The organism is Natronorubrum halobium (assembly GCF_051351675.1).
In the GTDB taxonomy this organism is placed as follows: Archaea; Halobacteriota; Halobacteria; order Halobacteriales; family Natrialbaceae; genus Natronorubrum.
The window spans coordinates 4,735,736-4,749,553 of record NZ_CP195595.1; the positions used below are offsets into that span (position 1 = coordinate 4,735,736).

The following is a 13,818-nucleotide window of genomic DNA, read 5'->3' on the forward strand; positions in this document are numbered from 1 at the left end:
GCGCTCCGTCCGGATATTCGTCGGTCAACGGAACGAGTCTATACCACACATCCCTCTCGTCGAGTCAATCGATGGTCGTCTCCCGGCCCGAGATCGAACGGCTGCGGACGGAAGCCGACACCATCTCGGAAGCTCAAGCCGAAGGACGAGACCCACCGCAAACACACGTACTACGTGCCGACCGACGTGGCCCATCGGCTCTTGTGCGATTTCGAGGACGCGTGAACGCTACCGAGAACGAAGCCGCGATAGCGGGTGTCAACTCTCGTCGTCGCGCTCGAGGTCGTCGGCCTCCGACTCCTCGTCACGTCCGATCCGCTGTTCTTCGGGTCCGTCCTCGAGGTTCCCGCGGCCCGCATCTTCGGTCGTCGGGCCACTGTCGTCTGTGTCCGCGTCACGAATCGCATCCGGATCCATCTCCGCGTCCGTCCGGCGGGGCTGTTCGCCGGGGTCGACTGCGGCGTCCGTCCGCCGCGGGTCGTCGTCGAGGTCGACCGCAGCGTCGGTCGATCGGTGGTCGTCGTCCGGCTCGACACCGGCATCGGTCCGGGAACTGGTATCGCCGGGATTGAACTCGGCCTCCGGTTCCTGCTTGGCCAGTTCGGTCGGATCGGCCTCGAGGCCGCGATCCGTTCCCCGCTCGTCCACCGAGTCCGGCCGCTCCGCGTCGGTGGCAGTCCCTTCCGCCGAGTGGATCGAATCCGTCTCCTCGTCGGTTTCGTCGTGCAGATCCTCGGCGACTTCGGTCTCCTCGATACCGGCCGAACCTCCGGCGGGTTCGGTCGCTGGCTCCGACGTTCCCTCGCGGTCGTCGGTACCGACGGCCGATTCGGGTTCGGACGCCGGATCGTCATCCGTCGTCGGCAGGCCACCCTCGAGCCGAACCGCATCGTCGGTGATCTCGCGAACGGAGTCGCTGCTCAGCGGCTGGGTCTCTTCGGCGACGCTGTCCCACCCGATCGAGGACGTAATCGAACCGACGGCGTCCGTCTCCGGCCTGACGTGGGCGATGTCGCCCTCGACCGACGTGACGACGCCGATCTCCTCGTCGGCGTCGTTCACGACGGGTTTGCTGACCTCGTCGTCCGTAAACGTTGGACACATGGCTGACCCTACTCGCGTTCGAGATAAGCCGGTGGTGCCTGCAATCGTCAGGGATGGTTCGAGGGCTCGAGAAACGTGACCGCGTCGCGCCGATTCCGATTCTCAGTGGTCGAGGCCGGGATCCATGTAGATCGCAGCGACGAGCGCGACGACACTGAAGAACGAGAGCAGCATGAAGCCGACCGCTCCGGAGACGATACTCAGTTCCGTGCCGGCGACGGGCAGTGTCGATCCCTGATACCCGGTCCAGCCGAACAGGACCGCGACGAGGAAGCCGATCGCCGAGACGACTGCGGCACCGATCTGGAAGCGAGTTTCGAACGGGCCGATACCGCTCGAGTCTCCCGTCGAGTCCGTTCTCGGAGTCGTCGATTCGCTCGCAGAACCGGTCCCGTCGTCGGTTCCGGCGTCCGATCGGGCAGCCGATTCGGTCGCTGCCGGCGTCGCCGAGTCCGCTCGCGAGAACCCCTCCGTGAGGTGGACGCGCGTTTCTGAAATCGCCTGGACATCGCTCTCGTCGAGGATGAACGGACCGCCGATCTCGCCCCAGTCGAAGCGGGCTTTGATCTGGTCGACGACGTCGGGTGCCGGTTCGACGTAGGCGCCCTCCGATTCGAGCGAGGCGACCGTTCCGATCACCTTTCCGTCGGTTCGTTCGACGGGCTTACCGACGTCATCGTCGGTGAAAGTCGCACACATTAGTAATTCCACGGCCGGGAAAGCCCGTAAACCCTCTGATTCGTTCGCGATATCGGCCCCTCGACACCGTGACAGTCACGTTCGCCGCCAGGTGACAGCCGCGAACGGCTACCGGGCGGGGATGTCGGGAGTCGACCGACGGTCCGGTCACTCGATCGGGAATCGCAACAGCGCTCCGACGCCGTCGAACGCCTCTTCGAACCGGTTTCCGTCGGGGAAGTCGTCCGGAACGACGACGGTTTCACCGCCCTGCTCTTCCGTTCGATTTCCGAACTCCTGGAGGGCCGTCCCCTCGAGTGCCGTCGAGAGCAGGAGCGTTTCGACGGCCTTGAACTCGAGGGCGTCGTCGACCTCGTCGCGTCCGTAGGCGACCGGCTCGTCGTCGCGGACCCCTTCGAAGAACTCGTCGAGCGCCTCGCGAACGGCCTCTCGGTCGCGCTCGTCGATCGCTTCCTGGCCCCTCTCTGCGAGCTGCTGGAGCCCCTGCTGGCTCGAGTACTCGACGGCGAACTCGCCGACGATGCGATCCTCGAGTCGGTGGTCCAGTTCGGCTTCCTCCTGGAAGGTCTCGATGGTGCCCGTCGTGCCGCCCAGCAGGACGCCGTCGACGGGGTCGTCGCCGAGGAACTGCCGTTCGGCGCGCTCGGCGACTTCGTCGAAGAACTCGCGTTTCTGGCGTTCGCGGTCGCGTTCGAACCGCTCGGCGGACTGGCCACCCGCGCTGGACTTTCCGGGGACCTCGCTCTCGAAGGTGTCGATCGTCTGGACGCCCTCGTCGTCGAGCAGTCCCAGCGCGCCGCCGCCGCGTTCGACCACCAGCAGGCCGTGGGTCGACTCGGGTTCGGTGACGTCCTCGAGCGGCGTGAGGTCGAACTCGTTGGCGTGGCGGTAGACGGAGTCGTCGATGGCGACGGGGAGGTCGTCGAAGACCGACGTGAGAAGGTCGCCGTCGACGGACCCGGCGTAGATCGCGAGGCCGTGTTCCGGAACCTCGTCGTAGTCGTTCAACTCGCTCCGGACGGTCTCTAAGGCGTCGGTGAGCGGTTTCGGGAACGACTGTTCGTCCAGTTGGCTCGCCTCCGCGTAGTCGGTCTCGACGGGCTGGCGGGCCTCGCCGATCGACTGTTCGGGCGGGACGGCGAGCGTGACGAGGATGTCGCGGTCAGCCGAGGCAGACGAGAGTCGATCGAGTCGGTCGTGTAGTTCGTAGTCCGAGAGTGACATGGATACGGTGGAGTGTGTACGTGCCGGGCCTGCTGTGAGAGCGGCGCGTCGCGAGGCCGGCGAGTACTCCTGATACGGGGAGTGTCCGGTTGAGCGACCGGCCGGCGCACTCATGCAAAACGGGTGGCTCGAGTCGCGGTGTTCGTCGCCGGTAGCGATCACGCCGACGCTCGAGCGAGGTCAGTACGTCCGCGGCGGTCGCTCGAGAATCTCGAAAATTTCCCGCGCACGATACTCCCGATTGCGCTCCTTTCCGGTCGTCTCCTCGAGGAGTCCCGCTTCCTCGAGTCGGTCGAGCGCCCGATAGGCGGTTGGACTGGCGACGTCGAGTAACTCCTCGGCGACGGCCGCGGTGAGATACGGTTGGTCGAAGAGTTTGCACGCGAGTCGCGCGTACGCGGCGGAGTCGTCGCCGTATTCGGCCTCGTACTCCTGTTGCAGAGTGTGCAACTCCTGTGAGCGCAACAGCGTTTCCTCCGCCTGCTGGCGGATCCCGGTCACGAAAAAGTCGATCCAGGCCTCCCACTCACCGTACTTGCGGACGGCATCCATGCGATCGACGTACGTCTGCTTGTAGCGATTGAAGTACTCGCTGAGATAGAGCGTCGGCTGCTCGAGGTAGCCGTCGTCGTACAACTGGAGCGTGATGAGCAATCGTCCGAGACGACCGTTACCGTCTCCGTACGGGTGAATCGTCTCGAACTGGTAGTGTGTGAGCGCGATATCGACGAGCGAATGATAGCTCCCCCCGGTCCGAACGTACGTCAGAAGCGCATCCATGGGCCCGTCGACGGCGCTCGGAACGGGCGGAACGAACTCGCCCAAGTGATTCGGAGCCGTCTTGAACGCGCCGATGGTGTCCGTCTCCCGTCGGTCGTCCGGAACGCCGGCGAGGAGCGTTTCGTGGAGGGTGTGGAGGAGATCGATTGAGATGCCGTCACCGCGCTCGAGCGCCTCGATCCCGTCCTCGAGTGCCCGTTCGTAGTTGAGGACCTCCTGCACGTCTTTCGTTTCGTCCGGCGCCGTCGTCGTCTCGCCGTCTGACCCGCCAGCGCCGAGCGATCGGGTCTCGAAACTGTAAAGCGCGTCGTAGTCGATATCGGCGCCCTCTATCTCGGACGACTCCATCGCTTCCTTCCGGAGCAGCGAGGTGGTCAGAACGGGGGAGAAATCGATCGTCAGACCGAACCCGCTGAGTTTTCCGAGCCAAAAGGTCGCTTCGGAGAGCGTTTCGTAGAACTCCGCGTCGAGTTCTAACTCGGTATCCGGGGGGAGCGGATCCGGACTGTAATACGGTCGCTGTCCGTACGGGACGAGTCGTCCGGGAGCGTCGTCGGCTAACTCTCGCAGTACCATTCGTAACTACGAACACATACGGACCACCAGTAGTTAAATCCACTCCACCAAATATAACTAACAGGCGATATGCTCGGAGCTTCATTCATCTAGTGCCGCTTAACGAGAATACGATCGTTCTGGATAGCAGACGGTTACGGATGAACAGTCGCTTCGTAGCTACTACGTTTCTGCACGGAATCTGACGGTGCCGATCAGTCGGACCGGTAACCGCGCGGTTCCTCCGTCGCCGTCGCCCGTTCCTCGGCTACAGGGGTGTGTGCGACCCACTCGGGCAGCAGCGTCCGCACGTCTCTCGACTCGCTGCCGATGACGGCGAAGCCGGCGAAGATCGTCAGGAAGCCGACGACCGCCAGCGGGGCGATGGACTCGTCGAGCAGCGCCCAGCCGCCCAGCGTCGAGACGACCGGCACGACGTAGAAAACTAGGTTGGCCTGGGTCGCACCGGTCGATTCGAGCAGCCCGAAGTAGGCGATGTACGCGAGGACGCCGGCGACGAGGCTGACGTACGCGAGCGCGACGAGCGCTTCCGTCGTCCACGCGATCGATCCCGTCGACTCGCCGGTTGACCAGGCGAGGCCGTGACTGAGGGCTGCAGCGATGGGCAGTCCCCACGCGATTCGAACGGTGCTCGAGAGCGTGGCGTTCGAACCGGCGCGGCGGATGAGGACCGCACCGAGTGCAGCGCTGACCGCGCCCGCAAAGAGGATCGCACGCCCGAACGCGTCGCCGCCGACCAGCATCGCCGGGTCGGGGCTGACCACGAGCGCGACGCCGAGGAGGCCGAGGACCATCCCGAACGCGCCGCGGGGCGAGAGGCGCTCGTCCGAGAGGAGGACGGCCGCAAAGACCGGCGTCAGGATCGGGTTGAGGCTGAAGACGATCGCGCCGACGGCGCTGGTGGCGTACTGCTGGCCGACGAACAGGAGTGCGTTCGCCAGCCCGATCACGAGTCCGCCGGTCGCGAGGATGCCGACCACGTCATCGCGCGTCCGTGGACGCAGTTCCTCGTACGAGGCGGTTAGCGCGACGTAGCCCAGCATGATGAGCGCCGCGACGTCGAACCGGAGCGCCACGAACAGCAGCGGCGGGAAGTACTCGAGGCCGGCCTTCGCGGCGACGAACGTCCCGCCGAAGAAGACACTCGAGAGGACGAAGAAGACGAGTGTGCGGCGGTCGATCACGGTCTCACCCCGATTCGGCGGGTGTCCGACGACTCCCCGGCGCGGGATCGACGGAGCGTGGAGGGATGGAACATCTTGTCTCTACAGATGAGCCCGAGGCATATAGTTTAATTCAGAAAATATTTCACGGTAGGAAATGAAGTGGTACCGAGAAAATAGTACCCACCGGGAAACTCGTTACTGATTGTGACAGCCTGTCACAGCGTGAAACTATTTCACGGTGCGAAAGCACTATCAGGGAACGGGCGAACAGACTCGTATGGAATCGGCACTCGAGGAGATCGAGTTCCTCGCGCTCTCGGCGAACCGCGTCGAGGTGCTCAGACTGCTCGCGGCGGGGGGACGCAGCCGGAACGAACTGGCCGCGGAGACCGGTGCGTCCCAGGCCACGCTCGGACGGATTCTGAGCGACTTCCGAGAGCGGTCGTGGATCGACCGCGAGGGCAGCGAGTACGTCGCGACCGCGACCGGCCGACTCGTCGCGACGGGTTTTACCGACCTCCAGGAGATCATCGAGACCGAACAGCGCCTTCGCGGGGTCGTCGAGTATCTGCCGACCGCCGAGATGACGTTCGATCTGAAACGGCTGTCCGACGCGACCATCACGATGCCCACCCAGACCCGTCCGAACGCGCCGCTGTCGCGGCTGCTCGAGTTACTCGAGGACGCCGACGAGGTGTGGACGGTCTCGCACGCCTTCAACGAACAGACCCTAACGGTCGTCCAGGAACGCGCGGAAACCGACGAGCAGACGTTCAGAGGGGTCTTTTCCCGGAGCGCGATCGACGCGCTCGCCGCCGATACGGAGCTGCGCAACCGACTCCAGGATCTGCTCGGGGCCGACGACGCCGCGGTCCGGATCCGCGACGGGAGCGTCCCGCTCGCGGTCATGCTCCTCGACGAGGTCGTCTACCTGCTCGTTCGGGACGAGCAGGGCGTCCTGCGCGCCTCGATCGACACCGACGACGAGGTCGTTCGCTCGTGGGCGCGAGAGACGGTCGAGGACTACTGGGAACGCGCCGAGGCGCTCGAGGAAGCGGGGTTTTCTCTCGAGTGAGGACCGAACACCGGAGTTCTCGTCCCGACGTCCACCGCCGCCGTCCGATCGGGAACGGACGACGGCGGCGAACCGCGTGAAAGATAGTGTCCCTGGCTCAGTCGACGAGGCCCGGGGGTGACCCGTCCGTCTCAGTCGTCGGCGCTGTGGGTTCGATCCGTGCCGATCGACATCGCATTGCCGATCGTGCCCGCGGTTCGACGGACGAGACGACCGAACGCCCGACGCCGCCGGACGAACAGCGCCGTTCCGAGGACGAGGTAGACGGCAGTGTAGACGAGCAGGAGTTCGGTACTCGAAACCGGCAGCGTGACGAAATCGCGGATCATGGCGAACTCGAGTAGAACCTGCGAGAGGAACAGGACGAGCAGCGTGAGCGCTTCCCTGACGGAGATCTCGAACCTGATCAGGAGCGAGACGGCGAAGAAGGACTGCGCGGCGGTGATCCAGATCTCGGCCGACTGCTTGAAGTCGAACGCGAGCACGCCGTAGCGGCCCAGCGCGAGCGAGTGAACGACGACGAGCGTTCCGATGAGCAGCGTCCACTGGTTGAGTTTCGACGAGATGAGCGCGTTGAACCCCGCCGTCGAGCGCGCCTTGTTCACCAGGTAGACGACGACGATGAGTTCCGGCGCTTCGGAGGCCAGCGGCGCGACCCACTGGATCATGAAGAAGGAGGGGATACCGACGCTCTCGCCGAGGTGCTCGAGTCCGTGGGCGAAGGGTTCGACGGCGGTAAAGATCAGTATCCCGGAGTACGCGAAGAGCGCGAAGACGGTCGCGATCCGGCGGCGTTTCGGGAAGTGCTGCAGGTACGCCGGGACCCCCACGTGGTCCATGTCGGGTTCGACGTCGCCGCGGATGATCACCGCGATGTAGCAGGCGTAGAGGCCGACCAGGAACAGCATGTCGTAGATATCGATCCCGTTGTTGAGCGGAACGAGGAACGCCCAGAGCGTCGCGATCAGCAGGAACACGACCTCGAGGCCGATCTCTCGGTCGAGGACGACGACGTCGGAGAGGAAGCCGGAGCGCTTCTCGACCGCGGGATCGGTCGATGCGCCCGCTCGATAGATCGTAAAGAGCGCGACGCCGGCCCAGCCGATGCCGATGAGGATCCGGTTCGCGCCGGTCATGTTGGCGACCGCCAGGTTGCCCGCCTCGATTCCGCGTTCGGTCTCCGCGAACACGCCCGCGTTCCAGGCGTAGAGGGCATCGACGGCGTACTCGGGCGCGACCGCTAACACCGCGAGCACCGCGATCGCGAACGCCTGCGGGACGTCCTTCTCGGCGGTTTCGGCGGCCCACGCGAGGAGGAACGCGGCACCGAGGACGGCGAGTCCGGTTACGATCACCGTCGCGAGCGTCGACAGCGTTCCGAGCGCGGCCGGCGCCTGGTACTCGACTCCCGCAATCGTCGCGAGCCAGGGGAGGATATCAGTAGCTCCCCACACGACGACCCAGGGGAGTGTCAGTGCGACTGCGGCCGAGATCGCGCCGAGCGCTCGTCGTCTCATGAAAATCGTATTGTAGGTTGCAGTGAAACGCGTATCGGTCGGCCTGTGGTAAGCGGTACGCCGGGATGGTGCTCGTGCCTGCTACTGCTGTGGCGCGCTCCTCGGAAGGCTGGACGACCACGACCCCCTCCGAGCCCGTGAACTCGAGTTGGAAGGTTTCGCCGCCGTCTCTGGATTCGTTTGCACTGACGAATTCGCCGACGTTCGTGGTCTGCCGGGCCGAAACCGGCTCTATGGACCGTTAGGCGGCTTCGGAAAATAGGTACTCGTGTTTCAATTCAGGGTGGCGTGATCGACCGCCGATCACGCTTCGTCCAGAACGAAATCGGCCGCCCTCTCGGCGATCATCGTCGTCGGCGCGTCCGTGTTCCCGCTCGTGATCGTCGGCATGATCGAGGCGTCGACGACCCGCAGCCCCTCGAGGCCGCGGACGCGCAGTCGGTCGTCGACGACGGCCATCTCGTCGTTACCCATCTTGCAGGTTCCGACGGGATGATACAGCGTTTCGGCGGTCTCGCGGATATGCTCGATCAGTCCCTCGTCGCTCTGGACGTCCGACCCCGGGAGGACCTCCTCGCCGCGGTACTCGTCGAACGGCTCGGCCCGGAGGATTTCACGGACCAGTTTGATCCCCTCGAGCAGGACCTCGAGGTCGTCGCCCTCGGTGAGATACCGCGGATCGATGATCGGCTCGTCGAAGGGATCGGCGGAGCGGAGGGAGATTCGACCGCGGCTGTCGGGTCGAAGCCGGAGCGCGCCGAGCGAGAACCCGTGGCCTTCGGGGTTGTCGAACCCGTGGTCGACGAAGTACGTCGGGCCGAAGTGGAACTGGATCTCGGGCACCTCGGCGTCGTCCGAGACGGTCGTGAACCCGCCGGCCTCCGCGATATTGGACGTTAGTGGTCCCGTTTTCCGGAACAGATATCTGAGCGTGTTCCACAGCGAGTCCGCGTCGGCCAGACTGATCGGCTCCGTCGACTCGTAGTTGACGCCGACCTGCAGGTGATCCTGCAGGTTCCGGCCGACGCCGGGGAGGTCCTCGACGACGGGGAGATCGTGTTCCGCGAGGTGGTCGGCCGGGCCGACGCCGGAACACATGAGGAGATGAGGCGAGTTGATCGCACCGGCCGACAGGATGACCTCCTCGGTCGCGTCGACCGTCGCGGAACGACCGCTGGCGTCGTCGCGAGCGTACTCGACGCCGACGGCTTCGCGGCCGTCGAATCTGACCTTCGTCACTCGCGCACCGGTCACCGCGGTCAGGTTCGGCCGCTCGAGAACCGGCTTCAGATACGCGTCCGCCGCGCTGTGTCGCTCTCCGTCCTTCTGGGTCACCTGATAGTAGCCGACGCCCGCCTGATCGCCGGCGTTGAAGTCCTCGTTGAACGGCAGTCCGACCGCCCGTCCGGCCTCGAGAAACGCCTCGGTGAGTTCGTTCGGCGACCGGAGGTCGGTCACGTTCCGCGGGCCGCCGACCCCGTGGTACTGCGAGGGACCGCGCTCGTTGTGTTCGGCGCGTTTGAAATACGGTAGCACGTCTTCGTACGCCCAATCGTCGTTACCCAGTTCGGCCCAGCGGTTGTAGTCCTCGGGCTGGCCGCGGACGTAGATCATCGCGTTAATCGAACTCGAACCGCCCAGCGTCTTCCCGCGGGGCCAGTAGAGCTCCCGGTCGTGCAGTTCCGACTGGGGTTCGGTGTAGTACGCCCAGTCAACCGCGGATTCGAACAGTTCCGAGAACGCCGCCGGAATACCGATCTCCCGGTTCTCGTCGGGCTCGCCGGCCTCGAGCAACAGGACCTCGGAGTCACCGTCGGCCGACAATCTGTTCGCAAGCACACAGCCTGCCGGTCCCGCACCGACGATCACGTACTCGTAAGATCTCCCGCCATCGGACATGTTACGTGAAGCCATATCACGGGGACGGTATAGTCGTGTCCCCGAATTTCGCTCACGGAGTATCAGTTTCCACGCATTCGTTGACGGTGCGGTCACACTGATCGAATCGAACCCCCATCGACCGGACGGTTCAGCGATGCCGACGGTATCTTCCGAAACACCTATTCACGATCACTAACAGGTATCGGTACTGATGGCCGTCTTCCCACACGGCACCCCGCGCGTCGCCGTCGTTCCGATCGGTGAGCCGCCGGCGACTGCGTGTGACGTCGTCGCCGAAACGCTCCGCGAGACGTTCGAACTGTCGGTTCCGATCCGGCAGGCGATCGACGCCCCACTCGACGCGGCGTCGGACGACGCCAATGCGGAGCCGTTCCTCGAGTGCGTCCGGGACGAGACTGAGGGCATCGACCTCGCTATCGGCGTGACCGACGCCGCGCTTCGGCAACACGCCTCCGACCCGCCGCTGTTCGGCGTCGGTCTCGAGTTCGGTACCGTCGGCGTCGTTTCGACGGCTCGCTTGCTCGAGGGAGCGGAGCCGTCTGCCCTCGAATGCGAACGGCTGGCGAAGGAGGCGCTCTCGGTCGCCGGGACGACATTCGGGTTGCGAACGTACCTGCACGACGGCAGCGATACCGACGATTACGGTGAGACCGAGAACGACGAGGACGACGAGCAGCCGTGCGTCGTCGCACCCGGCGACGCGCTCTTCCAGCTCGACGGGACGCCGGCGACCTACTGCGACGACTGCCGGGCCGCGCTCACGAACGAGTCCCCGTTCTTCGAACCGCCCCGGCCCGACGCCTGGGTCGTCCGACCGCGCGACGAGGAGGTACTGACGTTCGCGGACCGGTGGGCGCGCGGCGAGCGGCGGTGGCGCGACTATCCGCTGCTGGCGATGGGATTCGTCGTCGCCACGGCCAGGCCGATCGGATCCGGAGTGCGATCGGTTCTCGGCCGACTGCCACGTCCCGGCTCGATATCGGCCCGCCAACTCCCCCAACCCGTCCACACGACGTATCGGATCGTTCGGTTCTGGACGAACATCTTCTGCTATCTGGGCTGTATCGTCGTCTGGCTGTACGCGCTCGTGACCGTCCACGACTGGCTCTTCGGTTCGGCGTACTCGACCGTCGGTCTCGTCGGCGTGCTGGGAGGCGGTCTCGTCGCCGGGATCGTCACTGGTCTCTTTCTCAAGGCGATCGCAGCGGGCGTCTACGACGGCCTTCGAGGCGTTCCCGTCGAGGGCCCGCACTGATTCGAGTGGTGAGGCCCCGCACTGACTCGAGTGCTGAGGACCACACTAACTCGAGTGCCGGGAACCCATACTGACTCAGGCGCCGAGGACGAACTGGGCGATCCCGGTCAGCCAGAGGAAGGCCGCGAGCCCGATCGTGGCCTTGACGACGCCGACCGAGACGTGTCTGGTCAGCGCGCGCTGGCGCTCCTCGAGCAGCGCGTCCGGCGATTTGTCCGAGAGAAACCCGTTGCCGTTCTCGTCGGCGGTGACGAGAACCGTCTTCCCCTCGCGGGAGTCGGTGCGCTCCTCGTCCGGGACCGCGCGGCCGTAGACGAACACCTCGTCGTCGGGCGCGAGGTACTCGTAGGCGAACTTCCGGTCGCGTTCCATCCCCTGTCTGGGCAGGTCGTTCGCCGCTGCAAAGTCCGCGAGGTCGGGTGGAAGGTGTTCGTGGCTGGCGATCTCCGTAGACCACTGACGGTCGTTGGAGAGGTCCAGTCGCAGGCTCGAGGCGTCGACGCGAACGTGGTAGTCGTCGGCGCCCTCGGTGTCGCGCTCCAGAACGAACGGGGGTGCGATCCGGACGTGGACGTGAGGCGATTCGATCTTGTTGGTGTCCTCGACGGTCAGTTCGTAGACGAGTGCGCGCTCTCGACCGCCGAACGGGAGCCGATCCAGCCGGTGATCGGGACGCGCCGTCCCGGCGATCGCGGTCTTCCCGAGCGCGAGCGAATCGGGTGAGGAGGTGGGCCGGTCGGCGATGACGGTCCGTTCCTCGTACCGGTCGAAGCCGGACTGGACGCTCGAGAGTCCCGAGACCACCAGTCCCGCCGATCCGATAACCAGCGCGGCGTAGACGACGAGCCCGCCGAGCATGGCTCAGGCCGACTGAACGCCGAGCCGGTCGCCGACCTCGACCCCCTCGTGGGCGCGATAGGATGCGACGAACGGCTCCCTCCGAGAGAGACCATGATAGTTCGCGAACGCCGACTCCGGGAACGTATAGCGCAACGTGTTGTAGGTCGCGACGGCCTCGTTGTACTGTTCGCGCCGGTCCTCGAGTCGCTGCTCGAGACGCTTGATCGACGTCGAGAGCTCGTCGAACCGCTCGTTCGACGCCAGCTCCGGGTGTTCGTCCGAGAGCGTGTAGACCTCCTGGGTCGTTTCTCGCAGCGAGACCGCGACGGCCGCGACCTCCTCGGGCGACTGTGCCTCGACGATCCCTTCGCGCGCGTCGACGATGCCGGCGAGCAGGTCTCGCTCGTGGGAGACGTGTTCGTTCGTCAGATCGATCAGTTGCTCGAGTTCGGCCTGTCGCCGCTCGAGGAGCACCTCGATGTCGGCCCAGGTCTTCTCGCAGTTCTCGTGGGCTTCCATGAGCCGCGCCTGCGCCCGTCCGAGGTATCGGACGACGCTGTAGACGACGACGAGGGCCGCGAACCCGACGATCACCAGCCAGAATAAACTCATGTGTTTCCCGATAGTTCTTCTGCGATGAATTATACGTTTCGTCACTCGGCCGGGAATTGGTGACGACGAAATCGGAGTACCCGTTTGGAGAGCGGATCACCGGTCCACGTCGGAGACTTCGTTCGTCGAACAGTAGTCGAGAAACGTGTCGACGGGCTCCGGCACGCAGTGAAAACGGATCGCTCCGTGCAGACGATCGTACCAGATCAGCCCCGCATCTTCGAGTTTCGGAAGGTGTGCGTGATGGAGGTCGATCTGTACGTTCCGTTTCGTCTGTTCGTCCAGTTCTTCGGGCGACGCGTCGATCTCCCAGGCGGCGATTTGCTCGGTTATCTCTTCGAAGTTCGCGCGTCTCTCGCCGCGGAGATAGTACAGTACGTATCGCCGCCGGTCGTTCGCTAACAGTTCGATACACTCGCGTATCTCGTGTCCGCCGTCCGCGACGAGCGAACCGTCGACGGCGCCTTTCGTCTCACGCTTCCGGGTCCTCCGTCCCGGTCCGGTGTCCGTACATCGTCGGTCCGTCTCGGTCGGTCGTCGTTTGTCACTCATCGGCTATCGAGTAGCCGGCCGAGCGGCAAAGCCGCCAGTCCTAAAGAACGCAATCCTCGTCGGTCACCGATTCCCACCTCCCCGCTCGACGGTAGGTATCGACTACGGGCGTTGAGAAACGGATTTCGTCCCGCTTCGGGCTGCTACCCGGTTCGCTGGAAATACGTTCGTCGGTCCGTCCGACACCCGGCACCGGTCCCGCCGGCGACCGAAGCCTACACGAATTGGCCACCCCACAGAACCGGATTCACGGCCGAGCAGTTCCGAACCGAACCGGTTCGGTCGGATCCACAGTCAATTTTTGGGCGACGTAATCACCCGAGAGGACGAATGCTGCAGTCACGACCGGTACTTTGGCGTCTTCCAGAACTATCGGTCGTCGACGAGGGGGATTGGAACGGCTTCAGAACCTAACGTAATTAGGATTCCCTTCACCCACCACGCACCCAGTACCGGTGTTCGAGCGGCCGGCCTACGTGCTTGAACTCGTCGAGCTACTGAGACGATCGCTGCAGT

13 protein-coding genes are annotated in these 13,818 nt (G+C 64.8%); 3 read left to right on the forward strand and 10 right to left on the reverse strand.

What is annotated here, in order from left to right:
• The first annotated feature begins 15 nt into the window (after positions 1-15).
• Positions 16-225, forward strand: a complete 210-nt coding sequence (locus ACSFC7_RS23650) for a DUF2250 domain-containing protein (RefSeq protein ID WP_436348030.1) — start codon at positions 16-18, stop codon at positions 223-225.
• Positions 226-258: 33 nt separating this feature from the next.
• On the opposite strand, the gene ACSFC7_RS23655 is transcribed toward ACSFC7_RS23650, so the two are convergent.
• From ACSFC7_RS23655 to ACSFC7_RS23675, 5 genes are all read right to left on the reverse strand, one after another.
• Positions 259-1,104, reverse strand: coding sequence for a hypothetical protein (locus ACSFC7_RS23655; protein ID WP_436345500.1), 846 nt, complete (start codon positions 1,102-1,104; stop codon positions 259-261).
• A 102-nt stretch (positions 1,105-1,206) separates the two neighbouring features.
• Positions 1,207-1,803 (reverse strand): hypothetical protein, encoded by a 597-nt coding sequence (locus ACSFC7_RS23660; protein ID WP_436345502.1) that lies wholly within the window; start codon positions 1,801-1,803, stop codon positions 1,207-1,209.
• Positions 1,804-1,950: 147 nt separating this feature from the next.
• A complete protein-coding gene (locus ACSFC7_RS23665; RefSeq protein ID WP_436345504.1) occupies positions 1,951-3,027 on the reverse strand; it encodes a Vms1/Ankzf1 family peptidyl-tRNA hydrolase in 1,077 nt (358 codons plus the stop codon).
• A gap of 180 nt (positions 3,028-3,207) precedes the next feature.
• Positions 3,208-4,383 carry a Fic family protein gene (locus tag ACSFC7_RS23670; protein WP_436345506.1) on the reverse strand — a complete coding sequence of 392 codons (1,176 nt, stop codon included), beginning with the start codon at positions 4,381-4,383 and terminating at the stop codon, positions 3,208-3,210.
• 194 nt (positions 4,384-4,577) lie between these two features.
• Positions 4,578-5,567 carry a DMT family transporter gene (locus tag ACSFC7_RS23675; RefSeq protein WP_436345507.1) on the reverse strand — a complete coding sequence of 330 codons (990 nt, stop codon included), beginning with the start codon at positions 5,565-5,567 and terminating at the stop codon, positions 4,578-4,580.
• A gap of 259 nt (positions 5,568-5,826) precedes the next feature.
• Between ACSFC7_RS23675 and ACSFC7_RS23680 the strand changes: the two genes are divergently transcribed.
• Positions 5,827-6,624: a helix-turn-helix transcriptional regulator gene (locus tag ACSFC7_RS23680; RefSeq protein WP_436345508.1), complete on the forward strand. Its 798-nt coding sequence runs from the start codon at positions 5,827-5,829 to the stop codon at positions 6,622-6,624.
• Between the two features lie 131 nt (positions 6,625-6,755).
• Here the strand turns inward: ACSFC7_RS23680 and ACSFC7_RS23685 are convergent, their stop codons facing one another.
• Together ACSFC7_RS23685 and ACSFC7_RS23690 are read right to left on the reverse strand one after the other, a co-directional pair.
• Complete coding sequence (locus tag ACSFC7_RS23685) at positions 6,756-8,141, reverse strand: sodium:calcium antiporter (RefSeq protein WP_436345510.1); 1,386 nt, start codon at positions 8,139-8,141, stop codon at positions 6,756-6,758.
• Positions 8,142-8,444: 303 nt separating this feature from the next.
• Positions 8,445-10,040 (reverse strand): GMC family oxidoreductase, encoded by a 1,596-nt coding sequence (locus ACSFC7_RS23690; protein WP_436345511.1) that lies wholly within the window; start codon positions 10,038-10,040, stop codon positions 8,445-8,447.
• 193 nt (positions 10,041-10,233) lie between these two features.
• On the opposite strand from ACSFC7_RS23690, the gene ACSFC7_RS23695 reads away from it, so the two are divergent.
• Positions 10,234-11,298, forward strand: a complete 1,065-nt coding sequence (locus tag ACSFC7_RS23695; RefSeq protein ID WP_436345513.1) for a peptidase zinc-dependent — start codon at positions 10,234-10,236, stop codon at positions 11,296-11,298.
• A gap of 75 nt (positions 11,299-11,373) precedes the next feature.
• Here ACSFC7_RS23695 and ACSFC7_RS23700 read toward each other — a convergent pair whose 3' ends face one another.
• From ACSFC7_RS23700 to ACSFC7_RS23710, 3 genes are all read right to left on the reverse strand, one after another.
• A complete protein-coding gene (locus tag ACSFC7_RS23700) occupies positions 11,374-12,156 on the reverse strand; it encodes a hypothetical protein (RefSeq protein ID WP_436345515.1) in 783 nt (260 codons plus the stop codon).
• A 3-nt stretch (positions 12,157-12,159) separates the two neighbouring features.
• Entirely contained in the window at positions 12,160-12,750 is a 591-nt protein-coding gene (locus ACSFC7_RS23705) for a LemA family protein (protein WP_436345517.1), read from the reverse strand.
• Positions 12,751-12,846: 96 nt separating this feature from the next.
• Positions 12,847-13,302: a DUF7344 domain-containing protein gene (locus ACSFC7_RS23710; RefSeq protein ID WP_436345519.1), complete on the reverse strand. Its 456-nt coding sequence runs from the start codon at positions 13,300-13,302 to the stop codon at positions 12,847-12,849.
• Positions 13,303-13,818: the final 516 nt, after the last annotated feature.

Bases quoted from the DNA above. Each gene is read 5' to 3' on its own strand.
- ACSFC7_RS23655 (WP_436345500.1), bottom strand. From the start codon at position 1,104: ATGTGTCCAACGTTTACGGACGACGAGGTCAGCAAACCCGTCGTGAAC.
- ACSFC7_RS23660 (WP_436345502.1), bottom strand. From the start codon at position 1,803: ATGTGTGCGACTTTCACCGACGATGACGTCGGTAAGCCCGTCGAACGA.
- ACSFC7_RS23710 (WP_436345519.1), bottom strand. From the start codon at position 13,302: ATGAGTGACAAACGACGACCGACCGAGACGGACCGACGATGTACGGAC.
- ACSFC7_RS23670 (WP_436345506.1), bottom strand. From the start codon at position 4,383: ATGGTACTGCGAGAGTTAGCCGACGACGCTCCCGGACGACTCGTCCCG.
- ACSFC7_RS23665 (WP_436345504.1), bottom strand. From the start codon at position 3,027: ATGTCACTCTCGGACTACGAACTACACGACCGACTCGATCGACTCTCG.
- ACSFC7_RS23680 (WP_436345508.1), top strand. From the start codon at position 5,827: ATGGAATCGGCACTCGAGGAGATCGAGTTCCTCGCGCTCTCGGCGAAC.
- ACSFC7_RS23685 (WP_436345510.1), bottom strand. From the start codon at position 8,141: ATGAGACGACGAGCGCTCGGCGCGATCTCGGCCGCAGTCGCACTGACA.
- ACSFC7_RS23695 (WP_436345513.1), top strand. From the start codon at position 10,234: ATGGCCGTCTTCCCACACGGCACCCCGCGCGTCGCCGTCGTTCCGATC.
- ACSFC7_RS23705 (WP_436345517.1), bottom strand. From the start codon at position 12,750: ATGAGTTTATTCTGGCTGGTGATCGTCGGGTTCGCGGCCCTCGTCGTC.
- ACSFC7_RS23690 (WP_436345511.1), bottom strand. From the start codon at position 10,040: ATGTCCGATGGCGGGAGATCTTACGAGTACGTGATCGTCGGTGCGGGA.
- ACSFC7_RS23700 (WP_436345515.1), bottom strand. From the start codon at position 12,156: ATGCTCGGCGGGCTCGTCGTCTACGCCGCGCTGGTTATCGGATCGGCG.